Raw genomic sequence first — 17,381 nt, 5'->3', positions numbered from 1 at the left:
TTTTTATAAATCTTGATGGTCAAAATCACTTAAAGATGCCTTCTTAGTGATTTTTTTACTTTCTTTTTGAGCCTCTCGCTCTGCCATCAAGCTTTTAATAATTTGGCGCCAAACACGATAATTTGCCCTGAAATTATCTGGTATTTTCTTAGGATTAAGATCATGAACCATACTATCTGCTCGTTGCCAATAATGATAGTACGGTGTTGAACTATAGTAGAAACCACTAGTTAAAGATACGTATTTAACATTAAAAATTTGATCTTCCATAAATGCCAAATCTTCTACAAAACGCAAATTATATTTCTTAATCACGCTAATTTTGTAGCCTTTGTTCCAGGTATAACCTTTGACCGGAGAGCCAAAAACGTTGGTCATCTTTAAGTAAGCTTCTCTTTTATCAATTAAGCCACCGCTTTGCTTATTGCCGACCGGATGACTTTCATGGCGTTTTTCAGAATCAATCCAAAAACCGCAAGAAACAATATCGACATCTGGATGCTCATCAAATGCTCTTACAAAGTATGCAGTATAACCTGAATCTACCCAGTCATCCCCATCGTGAAAAGTAAAATACGGAGTAGTTACATGAGCCATCCCAACATTTCTAGCATCAGAAAGCCCCCCATTTTTCTTATTAATAATGTCAAAATAAAGAAATCGATCCCGATATTTCTCAGCTACTTCGCGAGTCCTATCCTTTGATCCATCATTAACAATTAGTAATTTAAAATTTCTATCTTTTTGTTTTGCTAAAGCTTCTAGTGCCCGGCCCAAATATTTCTCCATATTATAGACTGGCATAATTACCGTTAACATTGGCTGGCGTAACACGGCGTCTGCCTCCTTTTGCTTATGATTATAGCATCTTAATACTTATTTACATAATTCAGTTAACTATTTAGGTTATAATATAGCCATCAAATGAGTGTATTTCATAAGGAGATATTTTTATTATGAAAAAGATATTAACTACACTTTTAGCTATTTTAACAAGTGGATTTTTAGGCTTAGCAGCCTTTAATACTTCTAAAACAGTCAAAGCAGATGATAATAACACTCCTGTTGTAACTTTAGGTACCTCGCTTACAGCTTCTCAAAAGCAAGGTACTATTGATACTTTGACACAACCATTGAATGGTGCTAATTATACCACCATCACCATTACTGGTGCGGATCTTGTTAAATACCTAAATCCTTCAGGCTATGACTTCACTAATAATTCTGGTGTCTGGTCTAGTGCAATGATCCAAAAGACTAGTTCTGGTAGTGGAATCAACGTTCATATTTTACCTTATAACGGTCACAATAACATTACAACTATTACTGCCAATCAATATAAAAACGCTGCTCTAACTGCCGGAATTTCTGATGCAGATATTTATGTAACTTCTGCCACTCCAATTGATGGATCCGGTGCCTTAGCTGGTGTTTATGCAGCTTATACTAAAAATGGTGATTCTTTAAATCAGAAACAAATTAATGCTGCACAAACCGAAATGAATACTTTAAGTAAAATCACTAGCCAAAATAAGAGTAAGGAAGGTTATTCTGACGCTCAATTAAACAATGCAGTTGCTGGCGCAAAAAAAGAAATGGCTAAGCAAGGTCAAAATATTTCCGATAGCCAAGTTAGAGATATTGTCAACAACCAAATTAATATTAACCACCTTGGCGACACTATTACTAACAACCAAAAAGAGCAAATTATCAATGTCCTAATTAAAGTTAAAAATTCTGGCGCTTTAAAAGATAAAAATTTCCAACAACAAGCTAGTCAATTGACTGATCAAATTCAATCTGGAGCTAAAAATATCTTTTCAAAGTTTAACACACCTGAGACTCGTAACTGGTTCCAAAAATTAATCGATTCAATCGTTAGCTGGTTTAGAAGCATTTTTGGCGGTATGATTATTTTGAATTAAATTAAAAAAGACGGCTAAAAAATAGCCGTCTCCGTCGTCGAAAACTAGTACCTGCGTGCGTTCTAGTCTTCCACTTATTATTATAGCAACTACTAAAAAAAGTGCATTAAAAAAGTCTGCAAAATTGCAGACTTTTTTGTTTATCAAGCGGATTTTATAATAATTATTCTGTTTCAGTTGAAGCAGTAGTTTCAGAGTCCTCATTAGGTTCTTCAAATTCAGATTCTTCATCTTCAACTACATCTTCATTAGCATTATTTTTATCTATAATCTTTTTGGTTACAGCTACAGCAGCACCTACTCCAGTGCAAATTGCTGCACCAATACCAACTACTTTAAAGAACTTTTTCATAATACCACCTCATTCAAATTGATTTATGCGCTTTCACTTTCAATTATAGTCATTCTTATAGATATTACGAATTTTTGAACTTCTACTTCATTTTATCCATGTAGCGATTTAACTCATGGTCAACAAAAATATTGCCTTCATTGTCCGCATGTCCCTTAGTCCAACTAAACGTACTATCAGAGAAATGAACTAATAAATTATCCAGCCTTTTCCACTCAGCTGCATTTATTAACGGACCGTTTGATCGTTTCCAGCCACGCTTTTTCCATCCTTCAATCCAATGTTTATTAATACCATTTAAAACATATTGCGAATCTAATACAAATAAAAGATGTTTACTATTAAATTTAAGTTCAATTAACTTTTCTAAAGCATTAATTAGGCCAAGTAATTCCATTTTATTATTTGTAGCGCCAAATTCTCCGCCAGATCCATAGGTACGGCCGTCTTCCCATTCAATTAAATAGGCCCAAGCTGCTCTATCAGTTTTATTAACATGACCACCCTTATGAACGCCAGTATTTCGTGACCCACCATCTGTATAAATGGTAGCAAAGTAGTCAGCTGGATTGTCCGAGCTAGCCTTTTTTTCTACTTTTTTATTCTTAGCTTTGACAGCATTATTAGTTGACCTGATCTTTTGGATAGCATTTATTAAAGAATCTTCCTTAACAATATCTGGTTGCGTTTCTTTGTTCCAATTAAGATATTCAGTTGCATCAGTGATTTTTTCAAAAGACTTGTACTCTGCGCCTGAAAAGCCATCAACTTGTTTTTTCGCATCTTCCCACGTCCGGTAAACACCTGGAGTACGTCCAGTTTTTACTGCATAGTATTTCATAAATGTTCCTTTCTTCTCTGTTCTATCCTATAAAATGTTAGAATAATTTTAACGCTAAAAAGAGAAGGAAGGGAGGAAATAGCATGTTTTTTATCCAGAAAAGGTATAGCGAAGAAGTTGAGAAAAATAATAAACATAAAAATAAAGAGCCTAGCATTGCTAGAATGACATTTTTAGGTTTAATGGCAACTTTTACACCCACTCGCTGGCTACTGAGAATGCACAAACGCAAAGTTGAAGATAACTCAACACTTGAAAAAATAGATCCAGAGAGTGAACAAATTCCAATTTTTTATGTGCACGGTTTTCGCGGTGGCGACTATACTACCAATAAAATGGTCCAAGCTGCCTGCAAGGCTAAAGGAACAGATAAATTTCTTAAAGCTACAATCGATCCTTTCGGCAATTTTATTTTAGAAGGAACTTGGACAGGCGATCAGCAACCAATTGTTCAATTAATTTTTAAAGATCGAATTGCTGGAGTCTATGCAAGTTCTTACTACCTACGCACTGCGCTTTCCTATTTAAGTAAAAGATATCATTTTAAAAAATATAGCGCAGTTGCCCATTCTTTAGGTGCACCTTCAGTAATCAAAGCCGAAATGAAAACAAGTCTAAGAAAAAACTTTCCTCACTTAGATCACTGTGCTTTAATTGCAGGTCCCTTTGATGGCGTAATGTATTTAGGAGACTTACCTAATGTTAACCGTCTTAATGAAAAGGGACGGCCGATTTTGATGAGCACTTCTTACCTGGGAATGTTGTTTAACCAAAGGCGCTTCAATCCAGATATTTCAGTTTTAAATATTTATGGAAATATCTTGGACGAAACAAATACAGACCGGTTTATTTCTGTTGTCTCTGCTAAGTCAATCCGCTATATTCTTGCTCCTGTCGCCCACACCTTCCAAGAAGTTGAAGTACGCGGAGATGCGGCTGAACACAGCATTTTGCATGACAACCCTTTTGTAATTAATATTATTAACAAATTTTTGAAGTTAACTGATTAATTTGATAAAGAGAGAAAACAATTATGTACTATCTGCCATTCTTTTATGACCCATATTTCTGGATGATTATCTTAGGCGTAGCAATTTCTGGCTGGGCCTCAATGAATGTTAATTCTACTTTCAATCGTTATGATCAAGTTCAAAACCAAGGAAATTATACTGGAAAAACAGCAGCACGCTATATTTTAGATCAAGCGGGTTTGTATGAAGTAGAAATTCGCGAAGTTGCAGGGAATTTAACTGATAACTATAACCCGACCAATAAAGTTCTAAGTCTTTCTCAATCTGTTTATAGCTCTGCTTCAATTGCTGCAGTAGGCGTTGCAGCCCACGAAGTAGGTCACGCTCTACAAGACGCTAGTGACTATGCACCAATGAGAGTTAGATCTGCACTAGTGCCCATTGTTTCTCTTGGCTCTAATCTATCAATGCCACTAATCCTTTTAGGACTAGTCTTAGGAATGAACCAAACTTTAATTAAAATCGGTATCTGGTGCTTTGCCCTAGTCCTTCTCTTTCAAGTAGTGACTCTACCAGTTGAGTTCAATGCTTCTCACCGCGCCTTAAGAATGCTAAATAATGGTGCTATTTTATCTCCACAAGAAATGCCAATGGCACGTAAAGTATTATTTGCGGCAGCTCTCACATATGTCGCAGCGGTTTTAACAAGCATGTTACAATTATTTAGACTTCTTCTTATTTTCGGAGGACATGACGACAACAATAACTAAGTAGCAGGGAGGGATATTTATTTTTTCTAATGAATTTTGGGCTCTTCTTTGGGCGGTCAATACGCTTTTAGCTTTCTATGTCGTATTCCACAGAAAACGATCAGTAGCTACTTCTTGGGCTTGGCTAATTATTTTACTTATCTTTCCTGTCCTCGGCTTTATTCTCTATGGTTTCATTGGTCGTGGTTTATCGCAAGAAAATCTTTTCGCGATTAATAATCAAAAACATATTGGCTTAAATAAAGTAAATAAGATGATTCCCCGCGTTCCTAAGGCAGCAGGACCAACGGATACTTCTAAAGAAGCCAAGATTTTAATTGATTATTTTAACTTCAAACATGATTCTCCTCTTTCTAAAAATAATAAAATTAGTTTTTACACTGACGGTGAAAAAAAATTTGAAGCTCTTTTTAAAGATATTGAAAACGCACAAGAAACAGTTAACGTTGAATATTATTCTTTTATGAATGATGATTTAGGCAACAGTTTTCTTAACTTATTAATCAAAAAAGCTCGTGAAGGTGTAAAGGTAAGATTGATTTATGATCCATGGGGTTCACCTGGGGCTTCAAAGGCTTGGTTTAAGCCTCTGACTGATTTAGGCGGCGAAGTCGCTGCTTTTATCACATCTCAAAATATGATTAAAAAGTATCGAATGAACTACCACCTTCATCGTAAAATCGTTGTTGTTGACGGAAGAATATCCTGGACTGGTGGCTTTAACGTTGGAGATCAATATGTTAGCAAAAGCAAAAAATTCGGCTACTGGCGCGATACACACCTAAGAATTGTCGGCTCTGCGTCTCTTTTACTTCAAGAGCGTTTTGTTATGGATTGGAATGCATCAATCACCGATAAAAGTGCAACAATCTCATTTAATGAAAAGCTTTTTCCAAAAATCGAAGAAAACAAGTTAACTGAAGATGATGTTGCTACGCAAATCGTTTCAGATGGCCCAGACACTTCAACTCCCTATTTACGAAACGGGATGATCAGAATGATGATGATGGCCAGAAAAACCTTATGGATTCAAACGCCTTATCTCGTTCCAGACGATCCAATGATTGCGACTTGGGTTATTGCAGCCCATTCTGGTGTTGATGTTCGCATTATGATTCCTTCAATGCCAGACCATCCCTTCATTTATCGTGCTACTCAGTGGTACGCAAATTATTTGTTACATGAAGGTATCAAAATTTACGTTTATAATAATGGATTTATCCATGCCAAAACTGTTATGGTTGACGATCGCTTTTCAGCAGTTGGTTCAATGAACCAAGACTTTCGTTCATACAGTTTAAATTTTGAAACGGATGCTGTTTTTTACGATAAAAATATTACCCGGGAATTAAATCATATTTTTGAAAAAGATTTATCTAAATGTACTGAGTTGACATTGGATATTACTGACAATTGGTCGCGCTACCTTCGATTCAAACAGGCTTTTTCTAGATTGCTATCACCAATTTTATAAAGAAAAAAGATAGGTACCCTACACTTTTCAGCGTAGTTAAAGCACCTATCTTTTTTTAGTTTTATTTACATCATTGATTGAACTTCGATTCCTACATTTGAACCCAAGTATTTTCTAATATTCGCAATCACATCGCCTACCTGCTGTGAAAACCGTAAGTAATAGGCTTGTCGATTATTAGTTTGAAAAATTGCCATTACAGTTGGCTTTTTAGGATTAGGAACTGCAATCAAAGTAACATGCGCAATGTCGCTATACTTCACCGTTCGCTTGAAATACCCACTTACAACTAATCTCTTCTTAGCTAAACCGCTGACCCCATCAATAATACTCATAAGTAAAAATGTTGCAATAAATACGTTCATTAATACTGTTGGATCAGTAAAGTAATCTAAATAAAAGCCAACTAAGAGAAAAATTAAGGCCCAAATAACTGAAGAACTTCTAAAACGAGCCTTGTAATCAATGTTTGCTTGCCAATACCAACTATAAAAAATATAGCCGATCAACAAAATATCAAAAGCAATATATAAAAGTGACATATTTTTCCTTCTAAATTATTTATTAATGTTTAAAACTCTTACCTCAATTATAACAAATACCACTTTTTCTCTCAGCATTCTATAATTGACTTAGTTGAAAATTAAATAGTATAGGAGGTTTTCATATGGATTTAGATAAACAAATTGCTGCCTTGCAGTCCAATCTTAATGATGCTCACCACGTTACCTATCTTACTGGAGCTGGTGTATCTACACCTTCTCACATTCCTGATTACCGTTCAAAAAACGGCATTTATAACGGCATATCTGAGAACCCAGAACAAATTTTAAGCGAAGATACCTTGTTTCACGAACCAACTAAATTTCATCATTTCATAATGGAAAATATGTATTTTCCAAAAGCCAAGCCTAACATTATTCACGAAAAAATTGCCGCTAGCTGCAATAAAAATGGTACTTTAATTACTCAAAATGTTGATGGTCTTGATAAAAAAGCTGGTAATAAGCATGTAATTGAGTTTCATGGTGATCTTTATAATATTTTTTGCACCAAATGTCATGAACAAATTTCTTATGAGGAATATAAAAAATCATTTATTCATGAAAAAGATAACGGACTTATTCGCCCTGGAATCGTTTTATATGGTGAGCCAATTAATGAAAATGTTCTAGTCGAATCAGTTGAAAACATTCAAAATAGCGATTTAGTTATTATTGCCGGAACTAGTTTTGTAGTATATCCTTTCGCCCAACTTCTTGCCTATCGTCAACCTGACGCCAAGGTGTGGATCGTTAACAACACTCCTGTACCTGCTCCTAAAGCAGTACCTACAATTATTGCTAATGCTGAAAAAGTATTTGACAAATTATATATATAGCCGATATTATCTTAACTAACATTTTATTTAATTCGTCAATAACTCTTTCTGTTATTTTTTGTTGTACAATATTAGATAGAGTTAATATATTAATCAAAAAGAAAGGTTAGGATTAAATGCCAATCGCTCAAGCAAAAGTTTTCTATTACGATTTTGTTGAAATCAAGCCATGGGTCTATGAACTAGTTATTAGCAACTTAGGATTGGCATTTGTTGGATTCAAGAATAGTAACATTGAAGCTTCTATTCTTGGATTTTATCCTAATCATATTCTTGTTCAAGATTCCAAAAAGCTTGCTCCTTACGTTCAACAATTAAAAGAATATTTTGCTGGCAAACGCCGTTCTTTTACAGTTCCAATCGATTATTCAAGCTTTGGAACTCCATTTCAGAATCAAGTTGTTAAAATGATCGAGAATATTCCTTATGGAACTACTATCTCTTACAACGATTTAGCCTCTGCTATCAACGGTTCTACTTCAGTTCGATCGGTTGCTCATGCAGTAGCCTTGAATCCTTCTTTAATTTTTATTCCAAGTCACCGTGTAATTTTAGCGCCAGATAAGGTAGGAAGTTATAGAATGGGAGAGAAAGAAAAACAACGTTTAATAAATCTTGAAGAAGGATATTTGAATGCAGTTGATTAAACTTTATCAGCCTTTTTTTGATGCCAATAATTGGGCACATGTTTTAACTAGTGGTCAAGATTGGATGATGATTCTAACCTTGATCTTAATGGAGTGTTTGCTCTCCGTTGATAACGCCGTTGTACTAGCGGCTCAAACGCAGGTTTTACCAACTAAAGATGAACAGAGAAAATCTCTAGTCTATGGACTTTGGGGTGCATATTTATTTCGCTTCATTGTAATTGGAATTGGGACCTACTTGATTAATTTCTGGGAAATCAAGCTCTTAGGTGGCCTATATCTACTTTATTTAGTCTATAAATATTTTTACGATATTCGTCATCCTAAGCAAGTTGCTCAAAAAGAGGCAGCAAAAAAAGCAGCCCATAAGAAAAAGAACTCCAAAAAGAGAAAGCATCATCTTTCCCTATTTTGGAGAACTGTTATTTCAATTGAATCAATGGATATTGTTTTTTCAATCGACTCTGTTTTAGCAGCTTTAGCCATGTCTAATAATCCAGTTGTTGTTTTAGTTGGTGGTATGATTGGGATCCTATGTATGCGAGGAGTAGCTGAGATTATTATTAAGCTAATGGAAATTATTCCAGAACTTCAAACTATGGCTTATGTCTTAATCTCAATTATTGCTATTAAGCTTCTTATTTCATTGCCACCACTAAACTTTAAACTGCCAGATGCGATATTTGCATGTATTGTTTTTGGTACAGTTATTTTGACAATCATTTTTCACTATGTACGGCAAAATGTACACGGCAAAAAGATGCCTTAATTTAATTGACTATCAATAAACTCTTTAAGTACAACCGCTTGGTTGTACTTTTTATTTTTAGCTCCATATAAGAAAAGAACATTTCCTTGTGCTAATTTTTCTTTTACGTTTTTAATAAAAGCTGGCGTAGCTGGATTAGATTTTAATTGCGCTATATACTTAGATTTGAATTCCGAATACTTTTCATCTTCATGATTAAACCATTTTCTTAATTCATTAGTTGGTCCAATTTCTTTATCCCATTCATCTAAGTGTGCCTTTACCTTACTCATCCCTCTAGGCCATAATCGATCTACTAAAATTCGATAGCCTGCTGGTTGTTCATGATCATATATTCTAATAGCTTTTATTTCATGCATAATAATTTCCCCTGTTTTCAATATTTGCTTTCACAAACGAGTGTACAACTTTTTTAGAAAGAAGGATCAATATGAACTATGAAAAATTTTTCACTAATCGATCCACTAGTGACATTAGCAAAGATTTACTAGGCAGAACTTTATCTTTTAATAACGGAACTGAGATTTTATCTGGCACAATTGTTGAAACAGAAGCTTATGTAGGCGTAAAAGATCGTACTGCTCATTCTTACGGCGGTAGACGCAGCCAAGCAAATGAAGGCCTATATCGATCTGGTGGCAGCTTATATATTTATTCGCAAAGACAATATTTTTTCTTTGATGTTGCTTGCCAAGAAGAAGGCGAGCCTCAAGGGGTTTTAATTCGGGCTATCGATCCACTAACTGGAATTGACACTATGATCAAGAACCGCAATGGAAAAACAGGACCGCTTTTAACAAATGGGCCCGGTAAAATGATGCAAGCCTTTGGCATTACTAGTAGAAAATGGGATTTAGCACGTTTAGCAGATTCTCCATTTGATATCGATATCAATCATAAACGCAACATAGCAGAAATAATTGCGCTTCCGAGAGTAGGTGTTAATCAGTCAGATCCCGAATGGGCTAAGAAAAAATTAAGATTCATAGTTGCTGGAAATCCTTATGTTTCGGACATTAAGAAAAAAGATGTCAAAAAAAATCATGGATTTATTTGACAAAACATTAAAAATCGTTTAATCTTTTCATCAGTTAAATAAATCCCCAATGCAATAGAGGTTGCGATAATCACGAAACTTACTTGAGTACGCGAATACAGTGACAGTAAGTTTTAGGATTACCGCCGAAATAAATTTTCTTTCGTGAAGTTAATTTGTTGGGATGTAAGAGAATATCTTACATACTGTCCTGGTCGTCCCCAGGGAGCGCTATATGATTTGGTTTAATTACTGATGATTTTCAAACCTCGTTGTTTTTGGTAAACAGCGAGGCTTTTTATTTACGCTTTTATTGTATTGGCTTTATTTGAAATAATTTTTGGAGGTATTTCAAAGTGAAGTCAAAAATAAGATGGTTTAGTGCTTTATTAGCCCTAATTTTAAGTTTAGTGATCGGTTTTAGTTTTAACTCTAATCAAACCGAAGCGGCTAAAAAAGAAGCACCCCTAAAAATCGGTATGGAAGCTAATTACCCACCATACAATTGGACTCAAACAACCGATGCAAACGGTGCTGTTCCAATTGACGGTTCTAAGCAATATGCAAATGGATATGATGTCCAAATTGCAAAAATCATCGGTAAGAAACTTCATCGTAAAGTTGTGGTTGAAAAAACCGAATGGGACGGTCTATTGCCTGCATTAACTTCTGGCAAGATCGACTTAATTATTGCTGGTATGTCTCCTACTGCTGAACGTAGAAAGGCAATCAATTTTTCTGAACCTTATAGAAAAGGAACATTTGTAGTTATTACAAATAAGGACAGTAAATTTGCTCAAGCAAAAGGCTTAAATGACTTTAAGAATGCAAAATTAACTGCTCAACAAGGTACTCTCCACTACGACCTAATCAAGCAACTACATGGCGCTAAGCGTGAACCTGCAATGAGAAGCTTTTCTGCAATGCGTCAAAGCTTACAATCAGGCACAATTGATGGTTATGTTGCAGAAGATATTGAATACCAAAGCTACAAGAGCGTTAACCCTAATATTGTTGCTGTTAACTTAAACAAGATGCAAGGTTTCCATATTCCATATGAAGACTCAATTACTTCAATTGGTGTTAAGAAAGGCAACACTGAATTACTAAATCAAGTTAATAACATTTTAAATGGTATTTCTAACAAGAAGCGTAATCAATTAATGGCTGACGCAGTTAAGGAACAGCCTCAAGCAGGTGGCAGCAAGAAAGAAAATTGGTTCATGTCAATTATGCATCGCTACGGTTCAATGATTCTTGGCGGTGTTGGAATGACTCTTCTCTTAGCCTTAGTTGGTACTATTGTTGGTTTCTTCATTGGTTTACTTGTTGGTATTGTTAGAACTATTCCAACTCCTAAGTCCACTGGTAAGAAGTGGGGCTTAAAGATCGTTGATTGGATCTTAGCAGTATATATTGAAGTATTCCGTGGAACTCCTATGATGGTTCAGGCTGCGGTTATCTACTACGGAATTGCTCAATTATGGCACCTCAACTTAAACCGTACTGTAGCTGCTTTAGTAATTGTTTCAATTAATACCGGAGCTTACCTAGCTGAAGTTATTCGTGGTGGTATTAACGCTACACCTAAGGGCCAATTCGAAGCAGCATCTGCTATTGGTATGACTCACTCACAACAAATGTGGCACATTATCTTACCTCAAGCTATCAGAAACTGTTTACCATCAATTACTAACGAATTTATTGTTAACATCAAGGATACGTCAGTATTAAGTATTATCTCTGTTTCAGAATTGTTCTTTGTTGGTACAACTGTTGCCAGCCAAACCTTCCAATTCTTCCAAACTTACTTCATTATTTCAATGATCTACTTAATCTTGACATTCTCAATCACGAGAATCTTTAACTTTATTGAAAAGAAGCTTGAAGGTCCAAAGAACTACAACTTAATGGCTAACCAATTACAAGTAGAAGATCCAAAGGAGACTGGATTTGAACATGAACAATAATAACGAAGAAAATATTTTACAAGTACAACATTTACAAAAGAAATACGGTGACCACACAGTATTAAAAGATATTTCTTTTAATATCAACAAGGGTGAAGTAATGACTATTATTGGTCCATCTGGTGGTGGTAAATCTACTATGCTTAGATGTATCAACCTTCTTGAGGAACCAAGCGATGGAAAGATTTTATTCCACGGTGAAAATATTCTTGATGCTCATTTCGACCGTAATACATTTCGTTCGAAAGTTGGTATGGTTTTCCAACAATTCAACTTATTTAACAATAAAAACGTGCTACAAAACTGCATGATTGGTCAAGAAATGGTTCTTGGTCGTTCTAAAGAAGAAGCTAAAAAAGTTGCAATTGAAAACTTGAAAAAAGTTGGTATGGATCCTTTCCTTACAGCAAAACCTCAACAATTATCTGGTGGTCAACAGCAACGTGTAGCAATTGCACGAGCAATTTCAATGGATCCAGAAGTATTACTCTTTGATGAACCTACTAGTGCTCTTGATCCTGAAATGGTTGGTGAAGTACTTAATACTATGCAACTTCTCGCCAAGACTGGTTTGACAATGGTAATTGTTACTCACGAAATGGGATTTGCTCGTGATGTCTCTGATCAAGTAGTATTTATGAGTGATGGGGTTATTACTGAACAAGGTACTCCACAACAAATTTTCAATGATCCTCAAGAAGAAAAAACTAAAAAGTTCTTACGTAACTTTAGAAGTAATGAACTTTAAGCAAAATAATATGTGCTTTTAGCGTATAAACTATTAAAAATCTGATTCTCAATGTTTATAACAAAGAGAATCAGATTTTTTGTTATTTATTTCTTTTTATTTTCAGCATTTTAGCAGAGTATAAATTATTGAAATTAAGCGTTTTAAGGCCCATACTATTCTTGAAAAAAGCAAAGTGCATCAATACATTAATTAATATTGATGTGTTATTAAAAGTAAAAGGAAGGAAAATACATCATGTTTGATTTCGTATTTTGGATTTTGGTAATTTGGTTTATCATAAACGTTATTTGGATGTGGTTTGTCTTAAAGAAGCAAACATATCAAAAAACTTTTGCATGGATTAATGTAGCGGCCATCATCATTGGTTTTTGGGTTTATTATGGGACCGGTGCTCACTCAGGTGCATTAGCTAACTGTTTCTTATGGTTAAATTGGCTTAATGTCGTATTAGCTTGCCTGCAATTTTACTTTGGTTACCGCAAGCTTAATAGTACTAATTAATCCCTTAAAAGTTTCAATATAGCTAAAAAAGCTACTATCTTACTTTATAAGTAAGTAGTAGCTTTTTGTGTTGCTTATATTTAAATACAATAATATAGCTTAGATAATTTCGCTGTTTTTCTGCTCTTTTTCTAATTTCCAACCTACATCAAAGTACGTTTTACGCTCATTACGTAAAGCATTATAGTCGCTTTGCAAACTATCAATAGCATCCTGCAATTTTTTATTTTGCTTACGGATTGCATTTAATTCAGGATCATTAACGACACCTTTTAAGTGAACTTTTCCGGCCAAATCTCGTTTTGCCTGTTGAAATTCTTCTTTTAGATTAGCTAGAGCATCTTCGTATTTAACCAATTTCTTATTTACCGTAGTTAATTGATTATTTAACTTTGTAAATAATTTATATGGCATATTAGACTTGATACGATTGCATTCGCTACATGACAAAATCAGATTATCAAAAGAGTTGTTATGTGATAAAGAAACTGGATCTTTATGGTCTACACTGGTTCCGCCTCTACCACAATACTGACAGCGATAATTGTACTTGTGACGAATTCTTTCACGATCAACAAAATCTACTTCATTCAATGAAAAATCTACTTCAATTCCCATATTTTTCATATTAACTGCAAAGTCAACATTACTATTAGGAATATAATCTATTTCCCCATTTTCGCTCTTGATAATTGCCTGATTAAATTCATCTCTTGGAAGTTGCTGCAGAGCTACTTCATTTCCATCATAATCTTGAATAAAAGCCTCATATTGCCGTCTATAGTCACTTTTTACAAGGTACTGATTTAAGGTTTCTGGATCAACCTTACCCGAATTTTTCTTTCCTACAAAGCCATAGAGCATTACCTGGGAAATATTTTCAATCACGGGATTTTCATAATCTTCTGCATCAAGATTACGCGTTAAGCAAATATCACAAATACTTGTTAATTTCGGATTCATTAATCCTTCTTGCTTAAAGTGAAGGCTATCAAGTCGCAAACCACAGGATGAACACTGTAATTTCAAACTATTCTTCCCCCATTAGTAAAATACTAAAAGCAATTCTTTGCATCTTATCTTTACCAGCAAAATCCCCTTTGAATAAGTCAGGTAAAATTTTCTTAATGAAATATTGTACACAAGTTAAGTCGTCAAACTTTTTAATTGTTTCAAGACTTTCTTTAAACATTTGCATGAAAACTGGATTTGGATTTCCTAATTCAATTTCACCATAAGCTTCATAGAGTAAATCTAGCTTGTCGCAAATCGATAGAATTTTACCTTCTAAGGTATCATCTTTACCTTCGGAGAGACGCTTAGTATAAATCTTTTGAAATTCCTTTGGAATCTCATCCTTAATAAATTTAGCTGTCATTGTTTCTTCAACGTCCCCAATCATCTTACGCAATTGCGGAGTTGCATACTTAACAGGCGTCTTAATATCCCCAATAAAGCGCTCTGTATAGTCATGGTTAAGGCTCTTTTCATAAAGTGCTTTCCAATTTATTTTTTGCTTACCGATAACCTCTTCAATATCTCCCATCATTTGAGCAAGTTCAGCTGTTCTAAAGCTATGGTCAGCTACAGAGTGGTGTTGATATTTAAAATAACCTGGTGCACGATCGATTGACTCTAAACTGTTAAAACCTTGAATATATGCATTTAATCCCATAAAAACTTACCCCTTCCAGAAATATAAAAATGTCTAAAATTTCTACTATCATAGCAAACCCACTCTACTCTTGCAAATCAAAAATAGAGAAAGATTTAACAACTTAATCTTTCTCTATTTTTCTAATCTAGTCAACTTTATTTACTTAGCCTTGTTACGAGCATTATCAAAGTTAGATCATAATAATTATTTTTTGATAAGTCCTTTGTAAGAAAAAACTGTTGAACTACAAGTAATTATTGATTTTATAGACAAAAAGAGAGACGTTAAACCAACGTCTCTCTTAGCTTTATCAGTAAATTTAATTACTTGTTTTCGTCTTTAGCAGCCTTGTTTAAGAAAGCAACTACTTCAGCAGCTCTCTTAACACGAGCTTTAGAGTTCTTCTTGTTCTTAGGTCTTAAATTTGGTGTAACACCAGTGTTGTAGTTTTCACCTTTACGCATAGATCTATACTTCCTCTCAAATAAAATTTTCGAAAATCTTTTATTATCATACCACGAAGAAGCACGTCACTTCAATACCTAGCAAATCTTTCCACCTAATTTTTTCATCTCATCTGCAGAAAGTTTTTCTCCTTTAAACTCAGAAATAGTAACTCCGCCGTCAATAACCCCTTCATTTGAGGATAAAGATAAGACAGCATTACGAGCATTAAGAACTAGTCCATTATCTAAGAATGCTAGTTCTTTATCAGATGTGTACAAATCTAGATCCATATTATTCTTAACCTTAACTGAGAATTCCGGATCTTTATTATCTAACACAACTAATTGAAAGTTTGCTCCGATTGTACAAGTACCGCCTAGCTTAGAATAACCATTAGATCCGTCATTTAAAGCAAGCAATATTGTTTGTCCTGGTTTCACTTTCTTTTCTAAGACTTCTTTTGCACCATCTTTAATTTTTAATTCAATATTCTTTGGATCAATCATATAAATTCCTCCCATAATTATTTTACTAACTTAAACATAGCAAGAATATAACTGTTTTTCCTAATAAAATGCTCAAATTATACACAATATAAGGTATTAATCCGAAAAAAGACGTTGCGAACTTGCTGTAAAGAGTTCAAAATAGTAGTGTTGATTTAATTTTAAGAGGGGACATTAATGACCGTCATCAAAAATATTGCTAAAGACCGTATTTTACAAATCACGGTTGTCATAACGATCATAAGCTTATTCTTCGCAAGGCCACGTATTGAGGATATTAACTTCCACACACTTTACTCAATTTTGGCAATGCTGACGATTATCCAAATCTTTTCATACCTTCATGTTTTAGACGTCTTAGCTTATAAACTAACTGCAAGTGCCAAAAGTACGAGAAGATTAACTGCAATCTTTACGCTCTTATCTATCGTATCAGGAATGTTTTTAACCAACGATATAACCGTTTTAACTCTTATACCGCTGTATTTAACAATTGCTAAGAGACACCAGTTACCTGAAATATTACCTGTCACATTAATTGGAATGGGTGCTAATATCGGGGCAGCCTTCACTCCATGGGGTAATCCCCATAATATTTTTGTTGTTAACCGTTATAATGTTTCACCGATTAAATTCTTTAGTTGGTCAATTCCATTATTATTAGTTAGTTTCTTAATTGTTATCTTATTCATCTTTTTCGTTAAAGATATACCAATTCCTACTGTTCCTTTAGAAGACATTAGAATCAGTGTTAGACCTGTTGTTATAACAGTAGCTGTCTCTATTTTCTTTTTCTTTGGGGTCTTCAATATTGTTCCGGCATATGTTCCTGCAATTATTGCAGTAATTCTTGCTCTTATTATTAATCCATCTATTATGTTACACGTGGATTATGCACTGCTTTTAACATTCACATGTTTCTTTATTTTTATCAGCGATATCCAGCAAATTCCATTTATCGTTGCACTAGTTTCAAAGACTATGTTCTCAGAACATTCTGTCTTCTTAACTTCTATCATTTCAAGTCAATTCATTTCCAATGTTCCATCAACTATCTTAATTGGTAAGTTTACCAACTATGCCGAAGCTCTATTTCTTGGCTCAAACATTGGAGGATTTGGATCAATCGTTGGTTCAATGGCCAATATGCTTGTTTTCAAGAGCTTTGTCGAAAATGGAACTGTTTCTAAAAGTAGATTCTTCTGGGTATTTTCAGCCCTAGAATTTACCGGTTTAATAATCTTAACTATCTTAGGCTGGATAGTTCTAGACTTTGTTCTCTAAATATCATAAGAAAGCGCAAAATTGCGCTTTTTTTGTATTCTAAATATTCTTTATTTGGTACAATATTCCTAACATTTTAAGCTTATATTTATGATAATA

Annotated in this window: 21 protein-coding genes and 1 riboswitch; of the genes, 12 read left to right on the top strand and 9 right to left on the bottom strand. The window is 34.4% G+C overall.

Features of this window, described 5'->3' with window-relative positions; translation table 11 throughout:
* Window positions 1–3 precede the first annotated feature (3 nt).
* Window positions 4–834 carry a glycosyltransferase family 2 protein gene (locus tag QM512_RS08930; RefSeq protein WP_282805334.1) on the bottom strand — a complete coding sequence of 277 codons (831 nt, stop codon included), beginning with the start codon at window positions 832–834 and terminating at the stop codon, window positions 4–6.
* 122 nt (window positions 835–956) lie between these two features.
* Between QM512_RS08930 and QM512_RS08925 the strand changes: the two genes are divergently transcribed.
* Window positions 957–1,925 (top strand): DUF1002 domain-containing protein, encoded by a 969-nt coding sequence (locus QM512_RS08925; protein WP_282805333.1) that lies wholly within the window; start codon window positions 957–959, stop codon window positions 1,923–1,925.
* A gap of 163 nt (window positions 1,926–2,088) precedes the next feature.
* Here the strand turns inward: QM512_RS08925 and QM512_RS08920 are convergent, their stop codons facing one another.
* Together QM512_RS08920 and QM512_RS08915 are read right to left on the bottom strand one after the other, a co-directional pair.
* Window positions 2,089–2,277, bottom strand: a complete 189-nt coding sequence (locus QM512_RS08920; RefSeq protein ID WP_282805332.1) for a hypothetical protein — start codon at window positions 2,275–2,277, stop codon at window positions 2,089–2,091.
* Between the two features lie 82 nt (window positions 2,278–2,359).
* The gene (locus tag QM512_RS08915) at window positions 2,360–3,118 is read right to left on the bottom strand and encodes a ribonuclease H family protein (protein WP_282805331.1); all 759 of its coding nucleotides are present in this window, start codon (window positions 3,116–3,118) and stop codon (window positions 2,360–2,362) included.
* An 83-nt stretch (window positions 3,119–3,201) separates the two neighbouring features.
* Between QM512_RS08915 and QM512_RS08910 the strand changes: the two genes are divergently transcribed.
* Genes QM512_RS08910 through cls form a run of 3 tightly spaced genes read left to right on the top strand, consistent with a single transcriptional unit; the run spans window position 3,202 to window position 6,333 of the window.
* Window positions 3,202–4,128 carry an alpha/beta hydrolase gene (locus QM512_RS08910; protein WP_282805330.1) on the top strand — a complete coding sequence of 309 codons (927 nt, stop codon included), beginning with the start codon at window positions 3,202–3,204 and terminating at the stop codon, window positions 4,126–4,128.
* Between the two features lie 23 nt (window positions 4,129–4,151).
* Complete coding sequence (locus tag QM512_RS08905; protein ID WP_282805329.1) at window positions 4,152–4,859, top strand: zinc metallopeptidase; 708 nt, start codon at window positions 4,152–4,154, stop codon at window positions 4,857–4,859.
* A 19-nt stretch (window positions 4,860–4,878) separates the two neighbouring features.
* Window positions 4,879–6,333, top strand: a complete 1,455-nt coding sequence (cls, locus tag QM512_RS08900) for a cardiolipin synthase (RefSeq protein WP_282806468.1) — start codon at window positions 4,879–4,881, stop codon at window positions 6,331–6,333.
* A gap of 65 nt (window positions 6,334–6,398) precedes the next feature.
* Here cls and QM512_RS08895 read toward each other — a convergent pair whose 3' ends face one another.
* Window positions 6,399–6,875, bottom strand: coding sequence for a hypothetical protein (locus tag QM512_RS08895; RefSeq protein ID WP_282805328.1), 477 nt, complete (start codon window positions 6,873–6,875; stop codon window positions 6,399–6,401).
* 125 nt (window positions 6,876–7,000) lie between these two features.
* On the opposite strand from QM512_RS08895, the gene QM512_RS08890 reads away from it, so the two are divergent.
* From QM512_RS08890 to QM512_RS08880, 3 genes are all read left to right on the top strand, one after another.
* Complete coding sequence (locus tag QM512_RS08890; protein WP_282805327.1) at window positions 7,001–7,714, top strand: NAD-dependent protein deacylase; 714 nt, start codon at window positions 7,001–7,003, stop codon at window positions 7,712–7,714.
* A 116-nt stretch (window positions 7,715–7,830) separates the two neighbouring features.
* Window positions 7,831–8,361: a methylated-DNA--[protein]-cysteine S-methyltransferase gene (locus QM512_RS08885; protein ID WP_282805326.1), complete on the top strand. Its 531-nt coding sequence runs from the start codon at window positions 7,831–7,833 to the stop codon at window positions 8,359–8,361.
* Window positions 8,348–9,130, top strand: a complete 783-nt coding sequence (locus QM512_RS08880) for a TerC family protein (protein WP_282805325.1) — start codon at window positions 8,348–8,350, stop codon at window positions 9,128–9,130. Before QM512_RS08885 ends, QM512_RS08880 begins: the two co-directional genes overlap by 14 nt.
* Here QM512_RS08880 and QM512_RS08875 read toward each other — a convergent pair.
* A complete protein-coding gene (locus QM512_RS08875) occupies window positions 9,127–9,489 on the bottom strand; it encodes a DUF488 domain-containing protein (protein WP_282805324.1) in 363 nt (120 codons plus the stop codon). The genes QM512_RS08880 and QM512_RS08875 overlap by 4 nt on opposite strands.
* 71 nt (window positions 9,490–9,560) lie before the next feature.
* On the opposite strand from QM512_RS08875, the gene QM512_RS08870 reads away from it, so the two are divergent.
* The 4 genes from QM512_RS08870 (at window position 9,561) to QM512_RS08855 (ending at window position 13,388) form a co-directional block, all read left to right on the top strand.
* A complete protein-coding gene (locus QM512_RS08870) occupies window positions 9,561–10,187 on the top strand; it encodes a DNA-3-methyladenine glycosylase (RefSeq protein ID WP_282805323.1) in 627 nt (208 codons plus the stop codon).
* A gap of 47 nt (window positions 10,188–10,234) precedes the next feature.
* Window positions 10,235–10,408, top strand: a riboswitch (Lysine riboswitch).
* Window positions 10,409–10,522: 114 nt separating this feature from the next.
* Window positions 10,523–12,136 carry an ABC transporter substrate-binding protein/permease gene (locus QM512_RS08865; protein ID WP_282805322.1) on the top strand — a complete coding sequence of 538 codons (1,614 nt, stop codon included), beginning with the start codon at window positions 10,523–10,525 and terminating at the stop codon, window positions 12,134–12,136.
* Window positions 12,126–12,884, top strand: coding sequence for an amino acid ABC transporter ATP-binding protein (locus QM512_RS08860; RefSeq protein WP_282805321.1), 759 nt, complete (start codon window positions 12,126–12,128; stop codon window positions 12,882–12,884). Before QM512_RS08865 ends, QM512_RS08860 begins: the two co-directional genes overlap by 11 nt.
* 237 nt (window positions 12,885–13,121) lie before the next feature.
* Window positions 13,122–13,388 carry a hypothetical protein gene (locus QM512_RS08855; RefSeq protein ID WP_282805320.1) on the top strand — a complete coding sequence of 89 codons (267 nt, stop codon included), beginning with the start codon at window positions 13,122–13,124 and terminating at the stop codon, window positions 13,386–13,388.
* 99 nt (window positions 13,389–13,487) lie between these two features.
* On the opposite strand, the gene QM512_RS08850 is transcribed toward QM512_RS08855, so the two are convergent.
* The 4 genes from QM512_RS08850 to QM512_RS08835 all read right to left on the bottom strand — a co-directional run bounded on the left by QM512_RS08850 (window position 13,488) and on the right by QM512_RS08835 (window position 15,998).
* Window positions 13,488–14,417 carry an HNH endonuclease gene (locus tag QM512_RS08850; RefSeq protein ID WP_282805319.1) on the bottom strand — a complete coding sequence of 310 codons (930 nt, stop codon included), beginning with the start codon at window positions 14,415–14,417 and terminating at the stop codon, window positions 13,488–13,490.
* Between the two features lies 1 nt (window position 14,418).
* Complete coding sequence (locus tag QM512_RS08845; RefSeq protein WP_282805318.1) at window positions 14,419–15,063, bottom strand: YfbR-like 5'-deoxynucleotidase; 645 nt, start codon at window positions 15,061–15,063, stop codon at window positions 14,419–14,421.
* Window positions 15,064–15,368: 305 nt separating this feature from the next.
* Window positions 15,369–15,509, bottom strand: coding sequence for a hypothetical protein (locus QM512_RS08840; protein WP_003649666.1), 141 nt, complete (start codon window positions 15,507–15,509; stop codon window positions 15,369–15,371).
* A gap of 78 nt (window positions 15,510–15,587) precedes the next feature.
* Window positions 15,588–15,998 (bottom strand): iron-sulfur cluster biosynthesis family protein, encoded by a 411-nt coding sequence (locus QM512_RS08835; RefSeq protein ID WP_282805317.1) that lies wholly within the window; start codon window positions 15,996–15,998, stop codon window positions 15,588–15,590.
* A 177-nt stretch (window positions 15,999–16,175) separates the two neighbouring features.
* On the opposite strand from QM512_RS08835, the gene QM512_RS08830 reads away from it, so the two are divergent.
* Window positions 16,176–17,282, top strand: a complete 1,107-nt coding sequence (locus QM512_RS08830; protein WP_282805316.1) for an SLC13 family permease — start codon at window positions 16,176–16,178, stop codon at window positions 17,280–17,282.
* Window positions 17,283–17,381 lie beyond the last annotated feature (99 nt).

It is taken from the genome of Lactobacillus isalae, assembly GCF_947539375.1.
Classification (GTDB): Bacteria; Bacillota; Bacilli; order Lactobacillales; family Lactobacillaceae; genus Lactobacillus; species Lactobacillus isalae.
The sequence above is the reverse complement of the archived record's forward strand: the minus strand, read 5'-3'. Positions and strand labels throughout refer to the sequence as shown.